Genomic DNA, 25,120 nt, shown 5'->3' on the forward strand with positions numbered 1-25,120 from the left:
GGTTTCTATAGAAACCGCCTTGTCTTATAAAAGAGGGGATTATCATTGTTTACTGCATATGAAGAAGCGCGCAGCTGGATTCACGGGCGGCTGAAATTCGGAGTGAAGCCCGGACTCGGCCGAATGAAGCAGCTGATGGCGCGGTTAGGCCATCCTGAAAAAAAAATCCGCGCGTTCCACGTAGCAGGAACAAACGGCAAAGGATCAACTGTCGCTTTTATCCGTTCTATGCTGCAAGAAGCCGGATATTCGGTTGGAACGTTTACGTCACCTTATATCATTACGTTTAATGAACGGATCAGCGTAAACGGGACACCGATTTCAGATGAGGAATGGACAACACTCGTCAATCAGATTAAACCGCACGTTAAAGCATTAGATCAAACGGACTACGGCCAGCCGACAGAATTTGAAATTATGACGGCTTGTGCATTTTTATATTTTGCTGAGTTTCATAAGGTCGACTTTGTTATTTTTGAAACAGGTTTGGGCGGTAGATTCGACTCTACCAATGTGGTTGAACCGCTTTTAACTATGATCACAAGCATTGGACACGACCATATGAACATTTTGGGAAATACTATTGAAGAAATTGCTGGGGAAAAGGCCGGAATTATTAAAGAAGGTATTCCTATCGTTACAGCTGTTACTCAGCCGGAAGCCCTACAGGTCATTCGTCATGAAGCTGAACGACATGCTGCGCCGTTCCAGTCATTACATGATACATGTGTTATTTTCAATGAAGAGGCTCTGCCTGCCGGAGAACAGTTTTCATTCAAAACGGGCGAGAAGTGTTATGAAGATGTTCGAACATCTCTGATCGGCACCCATCAAAGACAAAATGCGGCTTTGTCCATTTTGGCTGCGGAGTGGCTCAATAGGGAGGATATTGCCCATATCAGTGATGAAGCGCTAAGAAGCGGGCTGGTAAAGGCTGCTTGGCCGGGACGGTTAGAGCTTGTTCAAGAACATCCGCCCGTATACTTAGACGGTGCGCATAACGAAGAAGGCGTTGAAAAGCTGGTGGAAACGATGAAGCAGCGTTTCCCTGACTCCCGCATTTCTGTGGTATTTAGCGCGTTAAAGGACAAACCGTATCACAATATGATTAAGAGATTGGAAACCATAGCGCATGCGGTCCATTTTGCTTCTTTTGATTTCCCGCGTGCTTCTCTTGCAAAAGATCTCTATGATGCAAGTGAAATCAGCAATAAAAGCTGGAATGAGGACCCGGACAATGTGATTGAATTCATAGAAAGCAAAAAGGGCTCAAATGAAATTGTGCTCATTACCGGATCGCTTTATTTTATTTCTGAAATCCGCAAAAGATTGCAATAAAGGCATCCACCCGGCAGTATCGAAAATGAGATTCTGCCGGGGTTTTTTATGTGTAAAATTGAATATTCCCGATTAGAGTTCAGGCCGCTCACTCTGCTACAATCCATACCAGAATCTACAGTGAGTAAAGGTGTGTTGTCTATGCTTCCCATTCTCTTTATCCTCGGGCTTATCCTTGGTTCATTTTATTATACGGCCGGGTGCCGTATCCCCTTACATATATCCATTATCACGCCCCGTTCGGCATGCTCATTTTGCCGGCGGACATTAACCCCGGCAGAATTAATCCCCATCCTGTCATTCCTTTTCCAAAAAGGCAAATGTAAAAGCTGTGGGCACAGAATTTCTTTTATGTATCCTGTGGCAGAGCTTGTGACAGCGTGTTTATTTGCGACAGCAGGAATACACTTTGGCCCGTCTCCGGAACTGTTTCCCGCTCTCGTGTTTATCTCTCTTCTCATCATCGTTGCAGTGACAGATATTCATTTTATGCTGATACCAAATCGGATATTAATTTTCTTTGTTCCCGTTTTGGCCGCTGCAAGATTGATTTCTCCGCTTGATTCCTGGTATGCCGGCCTGTTAGGTGCGGCCGCCGGATTTCTATTCCTGGCCTTAATTGCCGCAATCACCCATGGGGGAATAGGGGGAGGAGATATTAAATTATTTGCGGTGATTGGCTTTGTACTTGGTGTAAAAATGCTGACAGCTGCCTTTTTCTTTTCTGTTTTGATAGGTGCTTTGTATGGAGCGGTAGCTGTCCTGACTGGAAGACTCGCCAAAAGACAGCCGCTTCCCTTTGCCCCTGCCATTGCTGCAGGGAGCATTTTAGCTTATTTATACGGTGACTCTATCATTTCTTTTTATATCAAAATGGCATTGGGCTGACTGCTGAAAAATTTGACGAACGTTTTTTGGACAAGACGACAAAAGTCTTGTTCTTTTTTTTTTCGCCTGTGCTAAAGTGTGTAGCATGAAAAGCCGACAAGAACGGTCAAGCAAATGAAGGGAGGAAGCGGAATTGAAAAAAAGAAAGAATAAAAAAAACAGTAAAGCCGCAGAAAAAGCCCTCAAGGTGACGATTAATGGAAAAGAAGAGACGGTTTACGAACAGGAGACGTCTGAGACTGAGACGGAAAAAAGCATGACATTTTCAAATTGGGAGGAAAAGAGAAAGGCAGAGCAAGAGGTTGCGGCATCCCATGAACATCCTAATGAAGATGAATTTAACTGGGATTCCGAGGAGGACAAGGTGTTTAAAGAGGATCCAAAAGTCGTTCCGTCCTATCAAAAGAAAAAAACAAAGCTGTATTCAAAAGGAAAGGCCGGGGCGGCCAAGCCGGTAAAAAAAGTGGCGGCGACGATTGCCTTTGCGGCCGTCATAGGCACTGGATTAGGGTTATTCGCGTTAAACATCTCGGGCAATAAAGAAGCGTCGGCACCGGCCTCATTAGATGATTCTCTAGGAAGCCAAACAGCAAAAGCCGGAGATACATCTGCTGAAAAACAAAGCTCAGGCGCAGAAAAACAAGCGGCACAAACTGAAGGTACATATAAAACGTACGCTGTACAAGCCGGAAAATTCTCAAATGAAAAGGGTGCCGAAACGTTAACTGAACAACTGACCGCAAAAGGCTACTCCGCAGTGTCACTGTCAAAGGATGACGGGTATACGTACGTCATTGCAGGCTTAGCCGGTGATAAGGAAGTGTCACAGCAGTTAGGACAGCTTTTGATCGACAGCGATTTTGAAGCTTGGGGAGGCAAGGAGCTTTCCTTATCAATAGAGTCAGATATGACAGATTCGTTCAAGGAAACAGCGGAGCTTGCAGCAAAGGCGATTCTTGGTGAAGACATTACAAAAGCGAGTGTAGAGAAAATAGAAAAGTCGCTTGGTAAAACAGAAGCGTCTGAAGGAGGAGAGAAAAAAGCGATTTTGCAGGCATTAAAGGAATTAGAGGACCCAAGTGCTGAAGCCGGGTGGAAGGCTCAGCAGGAGCTGTTAGCCGTCATTAAATAAGAAAAAATGCCTGAGCCTTCGTCCTTTAGTGACAGGCTTTTTTTATTTTGTCATGAAAAAGTTATTTTTCTGAAATTGTGACAAGCCTCGTGATTTGGTAGGATAAACGAGTATCTTTTTTTCTTAAGCAAACCCTGAAAGGATGACAAACATGACAAAGCCGCTAATACTTGCATCACAATCTCCGCGCAGAAAAGAACTCCTCGATCTTCTCCAGCTGCCCTACTCCATTATTGTCAGTGAAGTAGAGGAAAAATTAAATCGAAACTTTTCACCTGAAGAAAACGTCCAATGGTTGGCAAAACAAAAAGCTAAGGCTGTAGCTGATCTCCATCCGCATGCAATCGTTATCGGCGCTGATACAATGGTATGCCTGGACGGCGAATGTCTCGGCAAACCGCAAGATCAAGAAGAAGCCGCTTCTATGCTGCGGAGGCTTTCAGGCCGAAGTCATTCAGTGATAACTGCGGTCAGCATACAAGCCGAAAATCACAGCGAAACTTTTTATGATAAGACAGAAGTTACGTTTTGGCCCCTCAGTGAAGAAGAGATTTGGACTTATATTGAAACAAAAGAGCCGATGGATAAAGCAGGTGCATACGGTATCCAAGGAAGAGGCGCGCTTTTTGTAAAGAAAATAGACGGAGATTATTATTCAGTCATGGGCCTTCCTATATCAAAAACGATGAGAGCTCTTCGCCATTTTGATATGAAGGGATGACAGTTCTATAAACGGGAAGGGAAAGAAAAGGAGTGCTTGATCATACACGATCTGCCATTAAAACTCAGAGATTTCCCAACGAAAGAAAAGCCAAGAGAACGGCTTCTGAAAGTCGGAGCCGAGAACTTAGCGAATCATGAACTTTTGGCTATATTATTGCGGACAGGCACTAAACACGAATCTGTTATGGACCTGTCAAACCGGCTGCTGCGCTCTTTTGACGGGCTGCGACTGCTGAAAGAAGCGTCAGTTGAAGAGCTGTCGAGCATTCCGGGAATCGGTATGGTAAAAGCGGTCCAAATACTGGCGGCAGTTGAGCTTGGAAGCCGGATTCATAAATTAGCCAACGAAGAACATTTCGTCATTCGCTCCCCGGAAGACGGCGCAAATCTTGTCATGGAGGATATGCGCTTTTTAACCCAGGAGCATTTTGTCTGTTTATACTTAAATACAAAAAACCAAGTCATCCATAAACGCACCGTATTTATCGGAAGCCTGAATTCATCTATTGTCCACCCTCGGGAGGTGTTTAAAGAAGCGTTTAAACGATCTGCCGCTTCCTTTATCTGTGTTCACAATCATCCTTCTGGAGATCCGACGCCGAGCAGGGAAGATATTGAAGTGACAAGACGGCTGTTTGAATGCGGAAACCTGATTGGCATCGAGCTGCTTGACCATTTGGTGATCGGGGACAAAAAATTTGTGAGTTTAAAGGAAAAAGGATATTTGTAACACTTTTTTTTTCGTCGAATTAAGCTATAATAGAGTTTATGAGTTTTTCCCTTTAGGGTATTTTTGCTTTAAGAAAGGAAGATACATACATATGTTTGGAATTGGTACAAGAGACCTTGGTATAGATCTTGGAACTGCGAATACGCTTGTTTTTGTAAAAGGAAAAGGAATTGTTGTCAGAGAGCCTTCAGTTGTCGCTTTGCAAACGGATACGAAGTCGATTGTTGCTGTCGGAAATGATGCGAAAAATATGATCGGACGGACACCTGGCAACGTGGTAGCTCTTCGCCCGATGAAAGACGGCGTTATCGCTGATTATGAAACAACGGCTACGATGATGAAATATTACATCAATCAAGCTATAAAAAATAAAGGCATGTTTGCCAGAAAACCATATGTGATGGTTTGTGTTCCATCAGGCATTACAGCTGTTGAGGAACGCGCTGTCATCGATGCGACAAGACAGGCGGGAGCGCGTGACGCGTATCCGATTGAGGAGCCGTTTGCCGCAGCAATCGGAGCCAATCTGCCAGTTTGGGAACCGACTGGAAGCATGGTTGTTGATATCGGGGGCGGTACGACAGAGGTTGCGATTATTTCCCTCGGAGGCATTGTAACGTCTCAATCGATCCGTGTAGCCGGTGATGAGATGGATGATGCGATTATCAACTACATCAGAAAAACGTACAATCTGATGATCGGTGACCGTACGGCTGAAGCGATTAAAATGGAGATCGGATCTGCAGAAGCTCCTGAAGAATCCGATAATATGGAAATCCGCGGACGCGATTTACTGACAGGTCTGCCGAAAACAATCGAAATTACAGGAAAAGAAATTTCTAATGCTCTGCGTGACACTGTATCTACAATTGTTGAAGCAGTGAAGAGCACACTTGAAAAAACACCGCCTGAGCTTGCAGCTGATATTATGGACAGAGGTATTGTGTTAACCGGCGGCGGAGCGCTTCTTCGCAATTTGGATAAAGTCATCAGCGAAGAAACAAAAATGCCGGTCCTTATCGCCGAAGACCCGCTTGATTGTGTAGCGATCGGAACAGGGAAAGCACTGGAGCACATCCATCTTTTCAAAGGAAAAACTAGATAATCGGGAGTTCAATAGAAGAGGTGTAACACGATGCCGAATAAACGGTTAATGCTATTACTTCTGTGTATTATCATATTGGTGGCTATGATTGGATTTTCGCTGAAGGGCGGCCGCAATACCACCTGGCCTGAGAAAGTGATCGGCGATACGACGGGAGTATTTCAAAATATTTTTCATACGCCTGCCGAATTTTTTGCAGGGATATTTGAGAACATTGATGATTTAAAAAACACATACAAAGAAAACGAGCGTCTGAGAGAGAAACTGGACGGACAGACACAATATGAAGCCAAGCTTCAAGAACTTGAAGAAGAAAACAAATCCTTGCGTGACGAGCTTGGCCATGTCAAATCGATTAAAGATTACAAGCCGATTTTAGCGACGGTTATTGCCAGAAGCCCTGATAATTGGGCGAAACAGGTCACGATTAACAAAGGGTCTCAGCAAAATGTAGCGAAGGATATGGCTGTTACAAACGAAAAAGGCGCATTAATCGGCAAGATCAAAAGTTCCGGACTTAACAATTTTACGTCTACGGTTCAGCTTTTAAGCGATACTGACCGCAATAACAGAGTCGCGACGAAAATATCCGGAAAAAAAGGCAGCAAAGGCTACGGCCTGATCGAAGGATATGACAAAGACAAAAAACGCCTTAAGATGACCATTATTGAGCGCAAGGATAAACAAGACGTGAAAAAAGGCGATCTTATTGAAACATCAGGCACAGGCGGCGTTTTCCCAGAGGGGCTGACAATCGGTGAAGTGACTGATATCGAGTCAGATTCCTATGGATTAACGAAAGTTGCTTATGTAAAACCTGCGGCTGACCTTACCGATTTAAATAATGTGATTGTTGTTAACCGGGATGTGCCGACTGTCGATACAGAGGAGGAAGGATCGTGAAGCGTTTCCTTCTCCCTTTCGTTATGATGCTTGTTTTTTCTGCGGAAAGCATTTTTACAGATCTGGTGCATTTTCCGTTCGTTACAGATGATCAGGTGCTCGTCCCGCGTTTTCTGATGCTTGTACTGATATTTATGTCGGCTTTCATCAACCAAAAACACGCGATGATTTACGGCTTTATTTTTGGTCTTCTATATGACATGAATTATACAAGTCTATTAGGCGTTTATATGTTTGGTTTTGCCGGGTTATGCTATTTGGCTTCAAAAGCGTTTAAAGTGCTGCATACAAACGCATTTGTGGTGATATTGATAGCTGTTCTCGCTGTCTGCCTGCTCGAATTTTACGTATTCGGCATTCAGTCTTTGATTCATAAAGACATCATGACGTTTAACGGATTTGTACTTGACCGGTTTATACCGACAATTTTATTAAATATTGCAGCCGCTCTTATTCTGGTTCTGCCATTTAGATTATTTTTTATGAGTCTAAAGAAAGAATTGAGAGATGAGTAAAAAGGATTTTATCTTTTTTTGACGAAATGAGTATGTTGTTGAGGTGAATATTGTGAAGACCAAAAAGCAGCAATATGTAACAATAAAAGGAACAAAGAATGGGTTAACATTGCATCTGGATGATGCGTGTTCTTTTGATGAGCTTCTCGATGGTCTTCAGAATATGCTGTCAATTGAACAATATACGGATGGAAAAGGCCAGAAAATCAGCGTCCATGTTAAGCTGGGAAATCGCTTTTTATATAAGGAGCAAGAGAAACAGCTGACAGAATTGATTGCGTCAAAGAAAGATTTGTTTGTTCATTCTATTGACAGTGAAGTCATTACTAAAAAAGAAGCACAGCGTATGAAAGAGGAAGCTGAAATTATTTCTGTTTCAAAAATTGTCCGTTCAGGCCAAGTGCTGCAGGTGAAAGGCGACTTGCTCCTGATCGGTGATGTGAATCCCGGCGGAACAGTCAGGGCCGGAGGGAACATTTTTGTTCTGGGCTCACTTAAAGGAATCGCGCACGCCGGATTTAACGGAAATAATCAAGCGGTCATCGCCGCCTCTGAAATGCTGCCGACACAATTAAGAATCAATCACGTGTTAAATCGCTCCCCAGACCACATTCAAAAAGGGAACGAAATGGAATGTGCTTATTTAGATACAGACGGAAATATGGTCATTGAACGCCTTCAACATTTGGCTCATTTAAGACCTGATCTAACAAGGCTTGAGGGAGGAATGTGAATTGGGTGAGGCTATCGTAATAACTTCGGGAAAAGGCGGAGTAGGTAAAACAACAACATCTGCGAACCTCGGTACCGCCTTAGCCATTTTAGGGAAGCGTGTATGCTTAGTAGATACTGATATAGGGCTGCGCAACCTTGATGTTGTAATGGGTCTTGAAAATAGAATTATTTACGATCTTGTAGACGTTGTAGAGGGCAGATGCAAAATGCATCAGGCGCTCGTAAAAGACAAACGTTTCGATGATCTGCTCTATTTAATGCCCGCTGCTCAAACGAGCGATAAGACAGCTGTTGCTCCTGAACAAATTAAAAATATGGTCCAAGAGCTTAAACAGGAATATGACTATGTCATCATAGACTGTCCTGCCGGAATTGAGCAAGGATACAAAAATGCCGTTTCCGGAGCAGATAAAGCGATTGTGGTCACAACGCCTGAAATCTCAGCTGTTCGTGATGCTGACCGTATTATAGGGCTGCTGGAGCAAGAGGAAAATATTGAATCGCCGCGGCTCGTTGTAAACAGAATCAGAAATCACCTGATGAAAAACGGTGACACGATGGATATCGACGAAATCGTACAGCATTTGTCGATCGATTTGCTCGGAATTGTGGCTGATGATGATGAAGTCATTAAAGCTTCCAACCACGGCGAACCGATTGCGATGGACCCGAAAAACCGCGCTTCCATTGCATACCGCAATATTGCCCGCCGCATCTTAGGTGAATCTGTTCCTTTGCAGGTGCTTGAAGAGCAAAACAAAGGAATGATGGCTAAGATAAAATCATTTTTCGGAGTAAGATCTTAATGTAATAGAATCAAAGAGAAGAATCTGACAAAGCAAATGCTGTGTCAGGTTTTTTTGTTTTTGTCTGCTTTGAGTAACGAATATTTGCCATGGACAAGACATATGATGTACAAACCCAACGAATGCAAAGGATGATGGCAATGAGTCACAGAGCAGATGAAATCAGAAAACGATTAGAGAAAAGAAGAAAACAGCTTTCCGGCTCGAAACGTTTCTCTACTCAGACAGTTTCTGAGAAGCAGAAACCCCCGTCCTGGGTGATGGTCACGGATCAAGAAAAGCATGGAACTCTTCCGGTCTATGAAGATAACATTTCAACATTTAATGGAAAACACCCTCTGGTTAAAACAGATTCAATTATCCTGAAATGTCTTCTGTCGGCCTGCCTTGTTCTCGTATCCGCCATAGCCTATAAAACTAACATTGGTCCCGTCAGCCAGATTAAACCCGTTGTTGCCAAAACCTTCGAAACTGAATTTCAATTTGCCTCAGCAAGCCATTGGTTTGAAACGAAATTTGGCAATCCGCTCGCTTTTCTGGCTCCTGGACATAAAAATAAGGAACAGCAGGTCGAAGTGGGCCAAGACCTGGTCGCGCCTGCATCCGGGAAAGTGCAGCAGGATTTTCAGGACAACGGGGAAGGGATTAAAGTCGAAACGAGCAGCGATACAATTGATAGCATAAAGGAAGGCTATGTAGTTGAAGTCAGCAAAGACAGCCAGACGGGACTGACAGTTAAGGTGCAGCATGCTGACAACACCTATAGTATTTATGGCGAGCTCAAAGAGGTCGATGTTGCTTTATATGATTTTGTAGATAAAGGCAAAAAGCTCGGTTCGATTAAACTTGATGATCATAATAAAGGGGTCTATTATTTTGCCATGAAAGACGGCGATAAATTTATTGATCCGATTCAGGTGATTTCATTTGAATAAATGGCTCGACCTTATCTTGAAGATTCATGTGCACCCTTTTCTTTGGATTATCGCGGCGTTGGGACTGCTCACAGGCCATATGAAAGCATTATTATGTCTGCTCCTGATTGTACTGGTCCATGAGCTGGGGCATGCTGCTCTGGCCGTGTTTTTTTCTTGGAGAATCAAGCGTGTTTTTTTGCTGCCGTTTGGTGGAACGGTTGAAGTGGAAGAGCACGGGAATCGGCCGTTAAAGGAAGAGTTTGCGGTGATTATTGCCGGCCCTCTTCAGCACATCTGGCTTCAGCTTGCTGCCTGGATGCTTGCAGAATTCTCAGTGCTTCATCAGCATACCTTTGAACTCTTCACCTTTTATAACCTTTCTATTTTATTTGTGAATCTGCTGCCGATCTGGCCGCTTGACGGCGGAAAACTGTTATTTTTGTTGTTTTCCAAGCAGCTGCCTTTTCAAAAGGCTCACCGGCTCAATTTAAAAACGTCGCTCTGCTTCTGCCTGTTGCTCGGGTGTTGGGTTTTATTTGTGATTCCTCTGCAAATCAGCGCATGGGTTTTGTTTGTCTTTCTGGCTGTTTCTTTGTTTGAGGAATACAGGCAAAGGCACTATATCCATGTGAGATTTCTCCTTGAAAGGTATTACGGAAAAAACCGTGAGCTTGAAAAACTGCTGCCGCTGACTGTAAAGGCAGAGGACAAAGTCTATCATGTGATGGCCGAGTTCAAACGCGGCTGTAAACATCCGATTATTATAGAGAAATCAGGACAGAAACTCAGCCAGCTTGACGAGAATGAAGTGCTGCACGCTTACTTTGCCGATAAGCGGACGAATTCCTCCATGGAGGAACTGCTGCTGCCTTACTAAAATCAATTGACAAACGTCTTGTATTTTGGTATATTTTTTAATGTTATGGATGTAGCACCATTGCTACAACCGCTCAGTACAGGTGTTAAGAGCTTTTACAGCCCCCTGGTGTCTGGCGAGTCTTAGTCTAATAGGAGGTGCAGAGAATGTACGCAATCATTAAAACAGGCGGAAAACAAATCAAAGTTGAAGAAGGCCAAACTGTTTACATCGAAAAACTTGCTGCTGAAGCAGGTGAAACAGTTACTTTTGAAGACGTTTTGTTTGTTGGCGGAGACAACGTGAAAGTCGGCAACCCTACAGTTGAAGGCGCAACAGTAACGGCTAAAGTTGAAAAACAAGGCCGCGCGAAAAAAATCACTGTTTTCAGATACAAACCAAAGAAAAACGTTCATAAAAAACAAGGTCATCGTCAGCCTTACACTAAAGTGACGATCGAAAAAATCAACGCGTAAGCATGATTCAGGCAACAGTCAGAAGGTCTCATGATAAAGGCATATTGTCTTTTGAAATGACAGGCCATGCGAATTTTGCTGAACATGGACAAGATCTTGTTTGTGCCGGAGTGACAGCTGTTGTGTTTGGAGCCGTTAACGCGGTCATTGTGCTCGCGGGTTTCGAGCCGCTTCTTGATATAGGGGAGGACGGGGGTTATTTTTACTTTGAATTCCCTGAATCTCTTGATCCAGAGGCGCGCCAAAAAGCTCAGCTGCTGATTGAAGGCATGATTGTTTCGCTGGATACAATCGAACGGGATTACAAAGATAACTTGCGTGTGACCACAAACATAATATAGGAGGTGAGCTACATGCTTAGATTAGATCTTCAGTTTTTCGCTTCTAAAAAAGGAGTAGGTTCTACAAAGAACGGACGTGACTCTGAGGCTAAACGTTTAGGTGCTAAACGTGCTGACGGTCAATTCGTAACAGGCGGTTCTATCCTTTACCGTCAACGCGGAACAAAAATTTACCCAGGTGAAAACGTGGGCCGCGGCGGAGATGACACTCTATTTGCGAAAATCGACGGAACTGTTAAATTCGAACGTTTCGGCCGTGACCGCAAAAAAGTGAGCGTATATCCTGTAGCTCAATAATGATTCAAAAAACTCCGGTCGATGATGACTGGAGTTTTTTTTGCAATATGCGGAGTAAACACCAAGAATGAAATGCAGAGTATGTGCGAGCAGACCCCGCCAAGAATGAGAATAAACGTCTCAAACCCACTGGATATGTTCCCCAAGCAGTAATACATAAAATGTTCTGCCTGGCTGCAAATCAACCAAAGCCAGAAAAAAGGAACATGATATTTCTGGGAAAAACAATTGTTTTTCTAACAAAGCCTTCTCTGTTATAATTCATAATACACACTTATACAGACTCCTAAATAAGAAATTAAATGATTGGGAGTGCGAAAATGAAGGATGTTTCAAAAAATCAAGAAGAAAATATAAGCGACACGGCATTAACAAACGAACTGATTCATCTGCTCGGCCATTCCCGGCATGATTGGATGAATAAGCTGCAGCTGATTAAAGGAAACTTAAGCTTGCAGAAGTATGACCGCGTCTTTGAAATGATTGAGGAAATGGTTATAGACGCAAAGCACGAATCAAAGCTCTCAAACCTGAAAACACCGCATTTGGCGTTCGATTTTCTTACATTTAATTGGAAAACCCATTATATGACGCTTGAATATGAAGTTCTTGGAGAAATTAAGGATTTGTCGGCTTATGATCAAAAGCTGGCGAAACTGATGAGAAAGCTGTTTTATCTGTTTGATCAAGCAGTCAGCAGAGAGAGCGAAAATCATTTAACGGTTTCGCTTCAAACGGATCATCCTGACAGACAGCTGATTCTGTACCTTGATTTTCACGGCGCCTTTGCCGATCCATCTGCTTTTGATGATATTCAGCAAAATGGATATGAGGACGTTGATATCATGCGTTTTGAGATCACAAGTCACGAATGTCTGATTGAAATTGGGTTGGACTAGCGGAGTTTTTAACGGTTTAGAACGGAGGACATTATGTTTGTAGATCAGGTCAAAGTATATGTAAAAGGTGGCGACGGCGGCAACGGGATGGTTGCGTTTCGCCGTGAAAAATATGTGCCGAAAGGCGGCCCTGCCGGCGGTGACGGAGGAAAGGGAGGAGACGTCGTTTTTGAAGTGGATGAAGGTCTCCGCACCCTGATGGATTTTAGATACAAAAAACACTTTAAAGCGATTCGCGGGGAGCATGGCATGTCCAAAAACCAGCATGGGCGAAATGCTGATGATATGGTCATTAAAGTTCCGCCAGGCACCGTTGTGACAGACGATGATACAAAGCAGGTCATCGCTGATTTAACAGAGCATGGACAGCAGGCTGTCATTGCAAGGGGCGGAAGAGGCGGAAGAGGGAATTCCCGCTTTGCTACACCGGCTAATCCCGCGCCTCAGCTTTCAGAAAACGGCGAGCCGGGAAAAGAACGCTACGTTGTTCTTGAATTAAAAGTGCTTGCGGATGTCGGACTTGTTGGATTCCCGAGTGTTGGAAAATCCACTTTGCTGTCTGTTGTCTCATCTGCAAAACCGAAAATTGCGGACTATCACTTTACAACGCTTGTCCCAAATCTCGGCATGGTTGAAACGGATGACGGACGCAGCTTTGTCATGGCTGATTTGCCGGGACTGATTGAAGGCGCACACCAAGGGGTCGGACTTGGCCACCAGTTCTTGCGCCATATTGAACGGACACGGGTTATCGTTCACGTCATTGACATGTCCGGCTTAGAAGGCCGCGATCCGTATGAGGATTATGTCACGATTAACCAGGAGCTGAGCGAGTACAATTTGCGTCTCACTGAGCGTCCGCAAATTATCGTTGCCAATAAAATGGACATGCCGCAGGCTGCGGAAAATCTTGAGGCCTTTAAAGAAAAGCTGACAGATGATTACCCGGTATTCCCGGTCAGTGCGGTGACAAGAGAAGGCCTTCGTGAGCTTCTGTTTGAAGTCGCCAACCAGCTGGAGAACACGCCGGAATTCCCGCTGTATGACGAAGAAGAGCTTACACAAAACCGTGTCATGTACACGATGGAGAATGAAGAAGTGCCATTTAACATTACACGCGATCCGGACGGTGTATTTGTACTTTCAGGAGACAGTCTTGAGCGGTTATTCAAGATGACTGATTTCTCACGTGATGAATCGGTTAAACGGTTTGCAAGACAGATGCGCGGAATGGGTGTTGATGAAGCGCTCAGAGAACGCGGAGCCAAGGATGGAGATATTATCAGGCTTCTGGAATTCGAATTTGAATTTATTGATTAATGGTGGCTGAGAGGAGAGCCTGGATGTCAGGCTCTCTATTTTAAAGGGGGGATGCAAATGAAAGAGGAGACATTTTATCTTGTCCGTGAAGATGTATTGCCCGATGCGATGAGAAAAACATTGGAAGTCAAAAAGCTGCTTGATCGAAAAAAAGCAGATTCAGTGGCAGATGCCGTTCAAAAGGTGGATTTAAGCAGAAGTGCGTTTTATAAATACAGAGATGCTGTTTTTCCGTTCTACACGATGGTTAAAGAACAAATTATCACACTTTTCTTTCATTTGGAGGATAGATCAGGTGCACTATCTCAGCTCCTGCAGGCGGTAGCTGATTCTGGAAGCAACGTCCTTTCCATTCACCAGACCATCCCGCTTCAAGGCAGAGCAAATGTGACACTGTCTATCAGTACGTCTGCAATGGAAGAGGACATTCATACGTTAATGAATAAGCTTAGGAAGTTTGATTTTGTAGAAAAGGTTGAAATATTAGGTTCAGGTGCATAAGGGAGAGAAGATCGTCATGAAAGTCGGTTATTTAGGTCCAGCAGCTACATTCACACATCTAGCAGTCAGTTCTTGTTTTCAAAACGGCGCCGAACATGTTGCTTACCGCACCATACCGGAGTGTATAGATGCGGCAGTTGCAGGCGAAGTTGATTTCGCTTTTGTTCCTTTAGAGAATGCATTAGAAGGATCAGTAAATTTAACGATAGACTATTTAATACATGAGCAGCCCTTGCCAATCGTGGGTGAAATGACATTGCCGATTCATCAGCACTTGCTCGTCCATCCTTCCAGAGAGAGTGCATGGAAAGAGCTCGACAAAATTTATTCACACTCACATGCGATTGCGCAATGCCATAAATTTCTCCATCGTCATTTTCCTTCCGTTCCATATGAATACGCCAACTCAACTGGGGCGGCAGCAGAATTTGTCAGTGACCATCCTGAGCTGAATATCGGGGTCATTGCCAATGAAATGGCAGCTTCTACATACGAATTAAAAATCGTGAAACGAGATATACAGGATTATAGGGACAATCATACGAGATTTGTGATCCTGTCTCCTGATGAAAACATATCATTTGAAGTGAATTCAAAATTGAGCTCAAGGCCTAAAACGACTCTGATGGTGATGCTTCCGGATGATCAATCCGGGGCGCTGCACAGAGTGCTGTCTGCTTTTTCTTGGAGAAACTTAAACTTGTCAAAGATTGAATCACGTCCGACTAAAACCGGATTGGGCCATTATTTCTTTATTATTGATATTGAGAAAGCGTTTGATGAGGTATTGATTCCAGGTGCCATGCAGGAGCTCGAAGCGCTCGGCTGCAAAGTGAAGCTTCTTGGTGCATATCAGTCCTACCAATTATAAAAAAAGCCCAATAAAGGGCTTTTTTTAGTCTTTAATTAAAATACCGGCTTCCTCGAGTGCTTGGCAGGCTTGGTCGATGCGGTGTTCATCCGGTGCTGTCAGTGTATGAAGATGCACGCCGTCCGTCAGCTGTGATAAATAGGCGGCATTCGTAGAATTGATTTTTTTGATGAAATTGCTAACTTCCTTCCGGGTGCCTACTTGGATAGCTGCAGTTAAATCTCCGTATACGGGATGTTCAATTTTTACGTCTTTTACTGTAACACCTTCGTCCACGATGAGCTGCAGTTCCTCTTCTGTCCGTTCAGGACCGTGCAGACAAGCTATGATTCTTTCGGCCTGCTGGTGCTGCTGAGCGGCTGCATCCATGTATACATATCCTTGGCTTGTGGCGATAATCGGTTCATTTTTCGCTTTCAAAAGCGATATATCCTGAACAATTACCTGTCTTGAAACGTTCGCTTTTTTTGCAAGTTCTCCTCCTGTCAGCGGTGATGTGGATTCCTTCAGCCACAGAAGAAGCTGGTCACGCCTGTTGGCGCCCATGAGCTTTAATTCTTCGGTCAATATCAAGTTCTCCTTTCTTTTGTTCCCAAAGCGATGTAAACGTATGTAATAACTTATCCAGCTGTTCCTCCGTTGTATGCCTTCCAAAAGAGATGCGGATAAATTGCAGGGCTTCTTGGTCTGTTTTTCTTAATGCTTTCATCGCTGCAGACGGACCATGATAACCGGCAGAACAAGCGCTGCCCGTTGATATGCAAATATTGCTCCGATTACATTCTAACATAACATATTGTCCTTCAAATGCGTGAAAAAAACACCCGACAATATGCGGAAGACATTCCGTTTTTGAAGTGTCTGCCGCAAGAGTTACAGGGAGAGACCGAATGCTGATTTGGTCTAATAGGTATGTTCTTAATGTCTCATTGCGGGATATTTGTTTATCCATTTCGCTTAACATCAGCTCAGCAGCGGCAGTAAAGGCTCCGATCCCGGGAACATTCACGGTACCGGCTCTGAATCCGTGTTCGTGAGAGGTAAGAGGGTAAACGGGTTTCCAAGGGGCATCTGGCCGAATATAGACCGCGCCAACTCCTTTAGGACCGTGGACTTTATGACTGGACATTGAGAGTGCATCAACCCCCAGTTCTTCTGTACTGATAGGGATTTTCCCAAATGTTTGAACAGCGTCGCAATGAAGAAGAATGTCCCTATTATGCAGATATGAAGACAGACGTTGAATGGGCTGAATGATCCCGGTTTCAGAATTGGCATGCTGAATAGATACCAGGCCTGTTTCCGGGCGGATATGAGCTGCTAATATTTCCTCGGTAATAAGCCCGTATTCATCCGGTTCAATGATTGTTACATCAAATCCATGCTGTTCCAGAAAAGCAGCACAGTTATGAATAGACTGATGCTCCATAGCAGTCGTAATGAAATGTCTTTTTGTTTTTGGCAGGCCGTTTAACAGTGATTGAATAGCCAGAAAATTGGATTCAGTGCCGCCGCTTGTAAAATAGATGCCGCTTGCTTCTCCGCCAATGATGTCAGCGATTTTCTCGCGGCAGTACTCCAGTATGTGCTTTGCTTTTCCTCCTGCATCATGCAGGCTGCTGGCATTACCGTACATATCCATACTGAGCTTCTGATATACATTAAGGGCTGCCTCGCAAATAGGCGTTGTCGCTGCATAATCTAAATAAATCATCGGGTCGTTCCTCCATCCGTTCTCCAAAAAAACTCTTGAGTTTATTTTATCCTTGTGTAAATATAGGTGTCAAGACAGGTGTAAACAACAGGAGGGTGGCATATGTCTAAAAAGACGATTGCAGTCATCGGTTCAGGGGCGGCGGCACTTTCCTTAGCGTCCGCTTTCCCGCCCTCATACGAAGTGACTGTCATCACAAAGAAAAGCACCAAAAACAGCAATTCAGTCTTTGCACAAGGCGGGATTGCTGCGGCTTATGCAAAAGGTGACTCGATTGAAGCCCATCTGGAGGATACGTTATATGCGGGTTGCGGACATAACGATCTGACGATTGCATCAGACGTTTTACATGATGGGAAAATCATGATTCAAAGCTTATTGGAGAGTGAATTTCCATTCGACCGCAATGAACAGGGTGATGTTTGTCTTGGCAGAGAAGGAGCCCACTCATACAACCGCATTTTTCATGCAGGCGGAGACGCAACAGGCAGACTGCTAGTTGATTATTTGCTGAAACAGATCGACAGCAATATCGAGCTAATTGAGCATGAAACAGCAGCAGATTTGCTGATGGAGAATGGGCACTGTATCGGTGTCATCACAAAAGACAGCCAAGGGCGGATCAAGGTAAGACATGTGGATGCAGTTGTGCTGGCGGCCGGCGGCTGCGGAAGCCTGTTTCTTCACCATACGAACGATCCATCTGTCACAGGTGACGGCCTTTCTTTAGCTTACCGGGCCGGAGCGGAAATAACTGATTTAGAGTTTACCCAGTTTCACCCGACACTGCTTGTGAAAAATGGTGTTTCCTATGGGCTTGTTTCAGAAGCTGTCAGAGGGGAAGGCGGATATTTAGTTGACGATAACGGACGCCGGGTTATGGCTGGACGGCATCCTTTGGGTGATTTGGCTCCAAGGGACATCGTCTCACGGGTTATTCATGAAGAAGTGGCAAAAGGAAACCGTGTTTATATCGACTGCAGTGCGATTTCTGATTTCGAAGCACGTTTCCCTACTATCACCGCTATTTGTGAAAAAGCAGGGGTGGAGATCCAAAGCGGAAAAATACCTGTTGCCCCGGGAATGCACTTCTTAATGGGGGGGGCTTCAGTTAACCGCTGGGGGGAAACGACAGTGCCGGGGCTTTATGCAATAGGCGAGACTGCATGCACCGGTTTACACGGAGCCAATCGACTTGCAAGTAATTCCTTATTGGAAGCGCTGGTGTTTGGAAAAAGAGCAGCAGAGCATATCATGAAAAAACCGGTTTATAACATGCAATATCAATCAGCACCAGAAAACAGTGTAATCTATGAGGTACCGCACACAGAGGTGTATGAACTGCAAAGCAGAATGACAAGCCACATGTCTATCTTGCGGGAACAAGGCAGTCTGATTGAGCTGAGCATCTGGCTTCATACGCTTCCTTTTCAGGAAGTGAATGTGAAGGATATCACAATTCCGCAGCTGGAACTTTCTCATTTATGGCAAACTGCAAAGCTGATGACATTTTCTGCGCTTTTGAGGGAGGAAAGCAGAGGGGCTCACTTCCGCACCGATTTTCCTCAAGCTGATGTACGCTGGCAAGGAAGACAAATTGTTCATACAAAAAAGGGAACGAAGATTAGAAAAAACGAGGGGATTTGGAAAAATGAATCATTTACAGCTGAAAAAATTGCTGAATCACTTTTTTCTTGAGGACATAGGGATGGGGGATCTTACATCGCAATCAATCTTTGGAGAACAGAGCTGTGAAGCGGAGATTATTGCAAAATCAGACGGCATCTTTGCCGGAGCTGCAGTGATAAATGAAGGCTTTGTTTTATTAGACGAACATATTCAAATCATTTTGCATAAAACAGATGGGGACATTTTGCGAAAAGGTGAAGTAATTGCCGTGTTATGCGGTCCGGCGGCTGCGCTTCTTTCAGGAGAGCGGGTCGTATTAAATCTCATTCAGAGGATGTCAGGAATTGCGACGATGACAAGGGAGGCTGTTCGGCGGCTGGATGATGAACAGATTAAAATTTGTGACACGAGAAAAACAACACCGGGGCTGAGAATGCTGGAAAAATACGCTGTCAGAGCCGGGGGCGGGTATAATCATCGATTCGGTTTGTATGACGGCATCATGATTAAAGATAATCATATTGCAGCATGCGGCTCTATTTTAGAGGCATGCCAAAAAGCGCGTCAGGCCGCGGGGCATATGGTAAATATCGAGGTGGAAATTGAAACGGAGGAACAGCTGCGGGAAGCAATTGAAGCTGGAGCAGATGTTATTATGTTTGACAACTGCCCGCCTGATACGGTCCGACATTTTGCAAATCTCACACCGAACCATATAAAAACTGAAGCTTCGGGCGGGATTACGTTAGAATCTTTGCCTGCTTTTAAAGGGACGGGCGTGAATTATATTTCATTAGGATTTCTGACTCATTCCGTCAAAAGTTTAGATATCAGCATGGATGTTACATTATCAAATGAATCTGCGGAGGAATGCCGTTATGTCAATTCTTGATGTAATAAAACAATCGAATGATATGATGCCTGAAGGTTATAAAGGAATGTCGAGAAAGGATATGGAAACGCGTGTTGCCGCCATTAAGAAAAAGTTCGGCAGCAGGCTCTTTATACCAGGCCATCATTATCAAAAAGACGAAGTGATACAATTTGCTGATCAAACAGGCGATTCCCTGCAGCTGGCCCAAATTGCGGAAAAAAACAAAGAAGCGGATTATATCGTATTTTGCGGCGTGCACTTTATGGCAGAGACCGCTGATATGCTGACAGGCGAGCAACAAACGGTCATCCTGCCTGATATGAGAGCCGGATGTTCTATGGCAGACATGGCTGACATGCAGCAGACCAATAGGGCATGGGAGAAGCTTCAGCATACATTCGGAGATACGATCATACCATTAACTTATGTGAACTCCACTGCGGAGATCAAGGCTTTCGTCGGTAAGCATGGCGGAGCGACTGTAACTTCTTCGAATGCGAAAAAAGTGCTTGAATGGGCGTTTACGCAGAAAAAAAGAATTTTATTTTTGCCTGATCAGCATTTAGGGAGAAATACGGCTTATGATCTGGGCATCGCGCTTGAGGATATGGCTGTGTGGGACCCGATGAAAGATGAATTAGTGACTGAGTCTGATCATAAGAATATAAAAGTGATTTTGTGGAAAGGGCATTGCTCTGTTCACGAAAAATTCACCGCGAAAAATATCCATGATGTGAGAGAGCGTGACCATGACATTCAGATCATTGTGCATCCGGAATGCTCACATGAAGTCGTGACGCTAAGTGACGACAGCGGATCAACGAAATATATTATCGATACAATCAACAAGGCTCCGGCGGGAAGCAAGTGGGCAATCGGAACAGAAATGAATCTTGTCCAGCGGATCATTCAAGAGCATCCTGATAAACAAATCGAATCACTCAATCCTGACATGTGCCCGTGTCTGACAATGAATCGAATCGATTTGCCGCATTTGCTGTGGTCTTTGGAACAAATAGAAAAAGGAGAACCTTCAGGCGTGATCAAGGTGCCAAAAACCATTCAGCAAGATGCCCTCCTTGCCTTGAATCGAATGCTTGCGATCACGTAAATCTGAAATATTTCCCCTCCTTTACTCATAACTTCTTTTGTTCAGGCATATGTTGTGAAGAAACATATTGTAATCACAGCTGAACTGTTCACGTTTTGCATAGGAGGGGAAAACGTTGAAAATCCATATCGTTCAAAAAGGCGATTCGCTCTGGAAAATAGCTGAAAAGTACGGAGTTGATGTTGAGGAAGTGAAGAAACTCAATACACAGCTCAGCAGTCCAGACTCAATCATGCCTGGAATGAAAATAAAAGTGCCGTCCGAGGGTGTCCTGGTCAGAAAAGAGGCAAAGACGGGCCCGGCGGCCGGGAGTGTGAAGCAAGAACATCCAGAACACCCATATGCGAAAGAGAAGCCTAAATCCGTTGTCGACGTGGAAGACACAAAGCCGAAAGAAAAGAAGTCTGTGCCGTATGTCCCGCCGATGCCTAATTTGCAGGAAGATGTGTATCCTGAAGCTGATGTGAACGATTATTATGATATGAAACAGCTTTTCCAGCCTTGGTCGCCTCCTAAACCGGAGGAGCCAAAACATCATGACGGAAATAATGATCATATGTATCATATGCAAGATCAATTTCCACAACAGGAGGCTATGAGTAATATGGAAAATGCAAATTATCCGAATATGCCTAATATGCCAAAGGCGCCAGAGGTAGGCGGTATGGAAGAAGAAAACGTTCATCACACAGTTCCGAATATGCCGGCTGTTCAGCCTTATTTTCATTATCCGGCTCATTTTGTGCCGTGTCCGGTTCCTGTTTCACCGATTCTTCCGGGTTCAGGATTATGCTACCCGTTCTATCCGGCACAACCTTATCCAATGTATCAGCCTCATGGATACCAGCCAAGTTTTGTATCGCCTCAGTATGATCCGGGTGAATATGAAAACCAGCATCATGAAAACAGCCACCACGGACATTACGGTTCATTCGGAGCGCCTCAATACGCCTCACCGGCTTTTGGATCTCCGTATGGACATATGCCGTACGGCCCTCATTATGGTGCACCTCAAGTGATGGGAGCATACCAGCCGGCTGCTGCTCCAGGATTCATGCCGTACAAAGATCATGACGACTGCGGCTGTGATGATGGTCATCAGCCATATTTCTCCGCACCTGGATATTCGGGACTTGGAGCTTATGGAAGTCCTAATTTGCCTTACGGCGCAGCTAACCCAAATCCTAACCCAAATCCTAACCCAAATCCTAACCCAAATCCTAATCCTAATCAAAATCCATATGCGGCCGGAGTTTCTATGCCGATGACGAATCAGCCATCAGTAAACCAAATGTTTGGCCGGCCGGAAGAAGAAGATGAGTGATTGTTCGGAACGATGTAAATCGTTCCTTTTTTTGTTTCACTGCCAAATGGACAGAACTTACAAGCTTAACATGCCCCTCGGACGCACATGATAAAAACGAGCAAACATGCTCAAATTCGTCCACGGGGGGCTTTTCCATTGGGTAAAAAAATGACGATCGCTAGCTTGATTCTAATGACAGCCGGCTTAACAGCATGCGGAGCAAACGATAATGCTATGAATGATACGCGCAATAACGGCAATACCCGTCCAATCGGATATTATACAAATGAAAATGACGCTGACAGACAGGGAGAAGGAATCGTCGACAATGACGGTCCTGTTACTGAATTAATGGAGGACCAGAACGGCGGTAACCGAAACACTACTAATGTAAATAACCGTGACCGTGTTACTGCTGACGATCGCGTTCCTTTGGCAACTGACGGAACATATAACAACACGAATAACAGAAATATGAATCGGAACGTGACGAACAACGGATATGACAACCAAGAAAACAGAAGACTGGCTGCAAAAATTGCCAACCGTGTGAAACAAGTGAAAAACGTCAATGACACACAAGTTAAGGTAACGGATGACCGAGTGGTCGTTGCAGTCAGAAGCCACAGAGAATTCACAAAGTCCGACAGGGAAAATGTTGCAAAAGCGGCACGCAACTATGCGAATGGCCGTGACGTCCAAGTGTCCACAGACAAAAGGCTGTTCACGAGACTTCATAAAATGAACTCCCGCTAGGACGGAAAGGCTGCCGGAAATGATATTCGGCAGCCTTTTTCTTTGCATCAGCGAACAATACCTATTAAAGTGTACATAGAAAATGTCAAAAGAAGGTGAAAACATGGCAGGTCATTCCAAGTGGAAAAATATACAAAAAAGAAAAAATGCACAGGATGCAAAGCGCGGGAAAATCTTTATGAAGCTTGCAAAAGAAATCTATGTGGCAGCGAAAGAAGGCGGAGCTGATCCAGAAGCAAATTCAGCATTGCGTCTTGTCATCGAAAAAGCAAAAGGCGCCAATATGCCGAATGAAAATATAGACCGTGCCATTAAAAAAGCCGCAGGGAACCAAGACGGAAGCAGCTATGAGGAAATCACCTATGAAGGCTATGGTCCATCAGGGATCGCCGTTATGGTAGAATGTGTAACGGATAACAAAAACCGAACCGCTTCAAATGTGCGTACAGCATTTAATAAAAATGGCGGAAGTCTGGGAGAAAGCGGATGTGTAGCCTTTTTATTTGAACGGAAGGGATTCATTGCAATCGACCGTACAGAACGGCAAATAGAAGAAGATGAGCTTATGCTTGATGTGCTGGAAGCAGGGGGAGAAGAGTTGCAGACAGAAGAAGAGCAATATGAGGTATTAATAGAGCCCGAGCGTTTTGATGAGGTAAAAACAGCTCTAGAATCGAAATATCCCATTTCTTCGGCAGAGGTGACCATGCTTCCGAAAACCTATGCAGATGCCGATGATCAGGCCGTTGAGAAGCTGGAAAAACTGATTGACATCCTTGAAGATGACGATGATGTTCAAGAAGTCTATACCAATTACCGCTTATAAAAAACCGGCACGATGTCATATCGGGCCGGTTTTTATATATTCAAGAGACACGCTCATTTTCCTGTGTGTATTCCTTCTCCCAGAAATCAGCGTTTTTGATGCCCAACGCCTTCGGATCAAAGACTGGGTCTAAGCCTTGCTTCTTTTGGCGCTCGTAATCCTTTAAGGCGAGAAGCGCGGGTTTGGCAAGCAGCACGATGGCTATGACGTTCAGCCATACCATAATGCCAAGCCCTGCATCGCCTAATGCCCAAGCCAGTGAAGCGGTTTTCACAGTTCCATAGAACGTCGCGGCTAAAATAATCAGTTTTAAGCCGAGCATTGCCCATTTGCTTTCTCTGCCTCGGGCTAAATAAGCGATATTTGTTTCTGCGATGTAGTAATACGCCATTATTGTTGTAAATGCGAAGAAGAATAAAGCGATGGCGACAAAGCCTGCACCGAATCCGGGAAGCACGCTGTCAATGGCCGCTTGAGTGAAGCCAGGCCCCGCCTCTACGCCTTTAAGTTGTTGAACAATAAAGGAACCATCTGCAGCTTGAGTATTATACATACCGGTAAATAAGATCATGAATGCTGTAGCGGAACATACAAATAGGGTGTCAATATAAACGGAAAATGCCTGAACCAATCCCTGCTTGACCGGATGGGAAACTTCTGCAGCGGCGGCCGGATGCGGGCCTGTTCCCTGGCCGGCTTCGTTAGAGTAAATGCCCCGTTTGACTCCCCAAGAAATCGCCATGCCGATCAGGCCGCCAAAAGCGGAATCCAATGCAAAAGCGCTTTTGAAAATCAATGAGATGACAGCAGGCAGTTCAGATATATTCATGGCAATAATAATCAATGACAACAGAATATATCCAATAGCCATAAACGGAACAATCATTTGCGCGGCATTGGCAATTCGTTTGACGCCGCCAAAAATAATAAACCCTAATAATAAAACGAGAATACAGCCTGTGATGGCAGGAGAGATGCCGAATGCATTTTGGACGCCAGCTGCAATGGAGTTGGACTGTACGCCCGGCATCAGAAGGGCCATTGCAATAAGGGCAGCAGCGGCAAATAGGACGGCAAACCATTTAATGCCTAAGCCTTTTTCTATATAATAAGCGGGGCCCCCTCGATATTGGCCGCCTTGTTTCACTTTGTAAATTTGAGCAAGAGTTGATTCAACAAAGGCGCTCGCAGCACCGATAAAGGCAATCGCCCACATCCAGAACACTGCGCCGGGTCCGCCGAATGCAATCGCTGTCGCCACACCCGCAATGTTTCCTGTTCCCACTCGGCCGGACAGCGCAATTGATAATGCTTGAAAAGAAGAAACGCCGGCTTCAGAGCTCTTTCCCTGGAACATCAGAACTATCATTTCTTTCAAATGCCTGACTTGTAAAAAACGGGTCATAATAGAAAAGACAAATCCTATTCCCAATAAAATATAAATGACGGGCGTACTCCATAAAACCGCATTTAAACTAGTAACAAAATCTGCCATCAAGCTTCCCCCTCACTTCATTTCGAATACATGTATAAAAAGGATTTTGGGCTAAT

At 44.5% G+C, this 25,120-nt stretch carries 29 protein-coding genes and 1 other annotated feature; of the genes, 25 read left to right on the forward strand and 4 right to left on the reverse strand.

The window, feature by feature from the left end:
* The first annotated feature begins 45 nt into the window (after positions 1 to 45).
* The 15 genes from CVV77_RS13145 to rpmA all read left to right on the forward strand — a co-directional run bounded on the left by CVV77_RS13145 (position 46) and on the right by rpmA (position 11,762).
* On the forward strand, positions 46 to 1,338 hold the full coding sequence (locus CVV77_RS13145) for a bifunctional folylpolyglutamate synthase/dihydrofolate synthase (protein ID WP_019259074.1): 1,293 nt from the start codon (positions 46 to 48) through the stop codon (positions 1,336 to 1,338).
* Positions 1,339 to 1,479: 141 nt separating this feature from the next.
* A complete protein-coding gene (locus CVV77_RS13150) occupies positions 1,480 to 2,226 on the forward strand; it encodes a prepilin peptidase (protein ID WP_100275591.1) in 747 nt (248 codons plus the stop codon).
* A gap of 133 nt (positions 2,227 to 2,359) precedes the next feature.
* Positions 2,360 to 3,358 carry an SPOR domain-containing protein gene (locus CVV77_RS13155; RefSeq protein WP_100275592.1) on the forward strand — a complete coding sequence of 333 codons (999 nt, stop codon included), beginning with the start codon at positions 2,360 to 2,362 and terminating at the stop codon, positions 3,356 to 3,358.
* Positions 3,359 to 3,509: 151 nt separating this feature from the next.
* On the forward strand, positions 3,510 to 4,079 hold the full coding sequence (locus tag CVV77_RS13160; protein WP_003237578.1) for a Maf family nucleotide pyrophosphatase: 570 nt from the start codon (positions 3,510 to 3,512) through the stop codon (positions 4,077 to 4,079).
* A 36-nt stretch (positions 4,080 to 4,115) separates the two neighbouring features.
* Positions 4,116 to 4,811 (forward strand): RadC family protein, encoded by a 696-nt coding sequence (gene radC, locus CVV77_RS13165; protein ID WP_003237576.1) that lies wholly within the window; start codon positions 4,116 to 4,118, stop codon positions 4,809 to 4,811.
* Between the two features lie 91 nt (positions 4,812 to 4,902).
* Positions 4,903 to 5,916, forward strand: a complete 1,014-nt coding sequence (mreB, locus tag CVV77_RS13170; RefSeq protein ID WP_003237574.1) for a cell shape-determining protein MreB — start codon at positions 4,903 to 4,905, stop codon at positions 5,914 to 5,916.
* A 30-nt stretch (positions 5,917 to 5,946) separates the two neighbouring features.
* Positions 5,947 to 6,819, forward strand: a complete 873-nt coding sequence (gene mreC, locus CVV77_RS13175) for a rod shape-determining protein MreC (protein WP_003237571.1) — start codon at positions 5,947 to 5,949, stop codon at positions 6,817 to 6,819.
* Positions 6,816 to 7,334 carry a rod shape-determining protein MreD gene (gene mreD / locus CVV77_RS13180; RefSeq protein WP_060399156.1) on the forward strand — a complete coding sequence of 173 codons (519 nt, stop codon included), beginning with the start codon at positions 6,816 to 6,818 and terminating at the stop codon, positions 7,332 to 7,334. Before mreC ends, mreD begins: the two co-directional genes overlap by 4 nt.
* 52 nt (positions 7,335 to 7,386) lie before the next feature.
* The gene (gene minC / locus CVV77_RS13185; protein WP_100275593.1) at positions 7,387 to 8,067 is read left to right on the forward strand and encodes a septum site-determining protein MinC; all 681 of its coding nucleotides are present in this window, start codon (positions 7,387 to 7,389) and stop codon (positions 8,065 to 8,067) included.
* A 1-nt stretch (position 8,068) separates the two neighbouring features.
* Complete coding sequence (minD, locus tag CVV77_RS13190) at positions 8,069 to 8,875, forward strand: septum site-determining protein MinD (protein WP_003237566.1); 807 nt, start codon at positions 8,069 to 8,071, stop codon at positions 8,873 to 8,875.
* A 140-nt stretch (positions 8,876 to 9,015) separates the two neighbouring features.
* On the forward strand, positions 9,016 to 9,810 hold the full coding sequence (spoIVFA, locus tag CVV77_RS13195; RefSeq protein ID WP_100275594.1) for a stage IV sporulation protein SpoIVFA: 795 nt from the start codon (positions 9,016 to 9,018) through the stop codon (positions 9,808 to 9,810).
* Positions 9,803 to 10,669 carry a stage IV sporulation intramembrane metalloprotease SpoIVFB gene (spoIVFB, locus tag CVV77_RS13200; protein WP_019259068.1) on the forward strand — a complete coding sequence of 289 codons (867 nt, stop codon included), beginning with the start codon at positions 9,803 to 9,805 and terminating at the stop codon, positions 10,667 to 10,669. Before spoIVFA ends, spoIVFB begins: the two co-directional genes overlap by 8 nt.
* Before the next feature lie 57 nt (positions 10,670 to 10,726).
* Positions 10,727 to 10,802, forward strand: a sequence feature (ribosomal protein L21 leader region).
* Positions 10,803 to 10,815: 13 nt separating this feature from the next.
* Complete coding sequence (gene rplU, locus CVV77_RS13205) at positions 10,816 to 11,124, forward strand: 50S ribosomal protein L21 (protein WP_003229668.1); 309 nt, start codon at positions 10,816 to 10,818, stop codon at positions 11,122 to 11,124.
* Positions 11,125 to 11,126: 2 nt separating this feature from the next.
* Positions 11,127 to 11,465 carry a ribosomal-processing cysteine protease Prp gene (locus CVV77_RS13210; RefSeq protein WP_003237563.1) on the forward strand — a complete coding sequence of 113 codons (339 nt, stop codon included), beginning with the start codon at positions 11,127 to 11,129 and terminating at the stop codon, positions 11,463 to 11,465.
* A 12-nt stretch (positions 11,466 to 11,477) separates the two neighbouring features.
* A complete protein-coding gene (rpmA, locus tag CVV77_RS13215) occupies positions 11,478 to 11,762 on the forward strand; it encodes a 50S ribosomal protein L27 (RefSeq protein WP_003222623.1) in 285 nt (94 codons plus the stop codon).
* Positions 11,763 to 11,882: 120 nt separating this feature from the next.
* On the opposite strand, the gene CVV77_RS22045 is transcribed toward rpmA, so the two are convergent.
* The gene (locus CVV77_RS22045; RefSeq protein WP_003229671.1) at positions 11,883 to 12,005 is read right to left on the reverse strand and encodes a hypothetical protein; all 123 of its coding nucleotides are present in this window, start codon (positions 12,003 to 12,005) and stop codon (positions 11,883 to 11,885) included.
* A gap of 77 nt (positions 12,006 to 12,082) precedes the next feature.
* On the opposite strand from CVV77_RS22045, the gene spo0B reads away from it, so the two are divergent.
* Genes spo0B through pheA form a run of 4 tightly spaced genes read left to right on the forward strand, consistent with a single transcriptional unit; the run spans position 12,083 to position 15,353 of the window.
* Positions 12,083 to 12,661, forward strand: a complete 579-nt coding sequence (gene spo0B / locus CVV77_RS13220; protein ID WP_019259067.1) for a sporulation initiation phosphotransferase Sop0B — start codon at positions 12,083 to 12,085, stop codon at positions 12,659 to 12,661.
* A 33-nt stretch (positions 12,662 to 12,694) separates the two neighbouring features.
* Positions 12,695 to 13,981, forward strand: coding sequence for a GTPase ObgE (gene obgE / locus CVV77_RS13225; protein ID WP_003237561.1), 1,287 nt, complete (start codon positions 12,695 to 12,697; stop codon positions 13,979 to 13,981).
* Positions 13,982 to 14,038: 57 nt separating this feature from the next.
* Positions 14,039 to 14,482 (forward strand): transcriptional regulator ThrR, encoded by a 444-nt coding sequence (gene thrR / locus CVV77_RS13230; protein ID WP_003222630.1) that lies wholly within the window; start codon positions 14,039 to 14,041, stop codon positions 14,480 to 14,482.
* A gap of 16 nt (positions 14,483 to 14,498) precedes the next feature.
* Positions 14,499 to 15,353, forward strand: a complete 855-nt coding sequence (gene pheA / locus CVV77_RS13235; protein WP_003237560.1) for a prephenate dehydratase — start codon at positions 14,499 to 14,501, stop codon at positions 15,351 to 15,353.
* 24 nt (positions 15,354 to 15,377) lie between these two features.
* Here the strand turns inward: pheA and CVV77_RS13240 are convergent, their stop codons facing one another.
* Both CVV77_RS13240 and CVV77_RS13245 read right to left on the reverse strand, forming a co-directional pair.
* A complete protein-coding gene (locus tag CVV77_RS13240; RefSeq protein ID WP_032731919.1) occupies positions 15,378 to 15,920 on the reverse strand; it encodes a transcription repressor NadR in 543 nt (180 codons plus the stop codon).
* The gene (locus CVV77_RS13245; protein WP_100275595.1) at positions 15,880 to 17,067 is read right to left on the reverse strand and encodes an IscS subfamily cysteine desulfurase; all 1,188 of its coding nucleotides are present in this window, start codon (positions 17,065 to 17,067) and stop codon (positions 15,880 to 15,882) included. The genes CVV77_RS13240 and CVV77_RS13245 overlap by 41 nt, the downstream gene beginning before the upstream one ends.
* 102 nt (positions 17,068 to 17,169) lie before the next feature.
* On the opposite strand from CVV77_RS13245, the gene nadB reads away from it, so the two are divergent.
* From nadB to CVV77_RS13275, 6 genes are all read left to right on the forward strand, one after another.
* On the forward strand, positions 17,170 to 18,765 hold the full coding sequence (gene nadB / locus CVV77_RS13250; protein ID WP_100275596.1) for an L-aspartate oxidase: 1,596 nt from the start codon (positions 17,170 to 17,172) through the stop codon (positions 18,763 to 18,765).
* Complete coding sequence (gene nadC / locus CVV77_RS13255) at positions 18,719 to 19,588, forward strand: carboxylating nicotinate-nucleotide diphosphorylase (RefSeq protein ID WP_100275597.1); 870 nt, start codon at positions 18,719 to 18,721, stop codon at positions 19,586 to 19,588. Before nadB ends, nadC begins: the two co-directional genes overlap by 47 nt.
* On the forward strand, positions 19,575 to 20,681 hold the full coding sequence (nadA, locus tag CVV77_RS13260; RefSeq protein ID WP_100275598.1) for a quinolinate synthase NadA: 1,107 nt from the start codon (positions 19,575 to 19,577) through the stop codon (positions 20,679 to 20,681). Before nadC ends, nadA begins: the two co-directional genes overlap by 14 nt.
* Positions 20,682 to 20,796: 115 nt before the next feature.
* Positions 20,797 to 22,005 (forward strand): spore coat assembly protein SafA, encoded by a 1,209-nt coding sequence (gene safA / locus CVV77_RS13265; protein ID WP_100275599.1) that lies wholly within the window; start codon positions 20,797 to 20,799, stop codon positions 22,003 to 22,005.
* Between the two features lie 138 nt (positions 22,006 to 22,143).
* Positions 22,144 to 22,743 (forward strand): YhcN/YlaJ family sporulation lipoprotein, encoded by a 600-nt coding sequence (locus CVV77_RS13270; RefSeq protein WP_003237553.1) that lies wholly within the window; start codon positions 22,144 to 22,146, stop codon positions 22,741 to 22,743.
* Positions 22,744 to 22,846: 103 nt separating this feature from the next.
* Positions 22,847 to 23,569, forward strand: a complete 723-nt coding sequence (locus CVV77_RS13275; RefSeq protein WP_019259060.1) for a YebC/PmpR family DNA-binding transcriptional regulator — start codon at positions 22,847 to 22,849, stop codon at positions 23,567 to 23,569.
* 40 nt (positions 23,570 to 23,609) lie between these two features.
* Here CVV77_RS13275 and CVV77_RS13280 read toward each other — a convergent pair whose 3' ends face one another.
* Positions 23,610 to 25,064: an alanine/glycine:cation symporter family protein gene (locus CVV77_RS13280; RefSeq protein ID WP_084994784.1), complete on the reverse strand. Its 1,455-nt coding sequence runs from the start codon at positions 25,062 to 25,064 to the stop codon at positions 23,610 to 23,612.
* Positions 25,065 to 25,120 lie beyond the last annotated feature (56 nt).

It is taken from the genome of Bacillus sp. SN1, from assembly GCF_002796895.1.
GTDB classification, from domain to species: Bacteria; Bacillota; Bacilli; order Bacillales; family Bacillaceae; genus Bacillus; species Bacillus inaquosorum.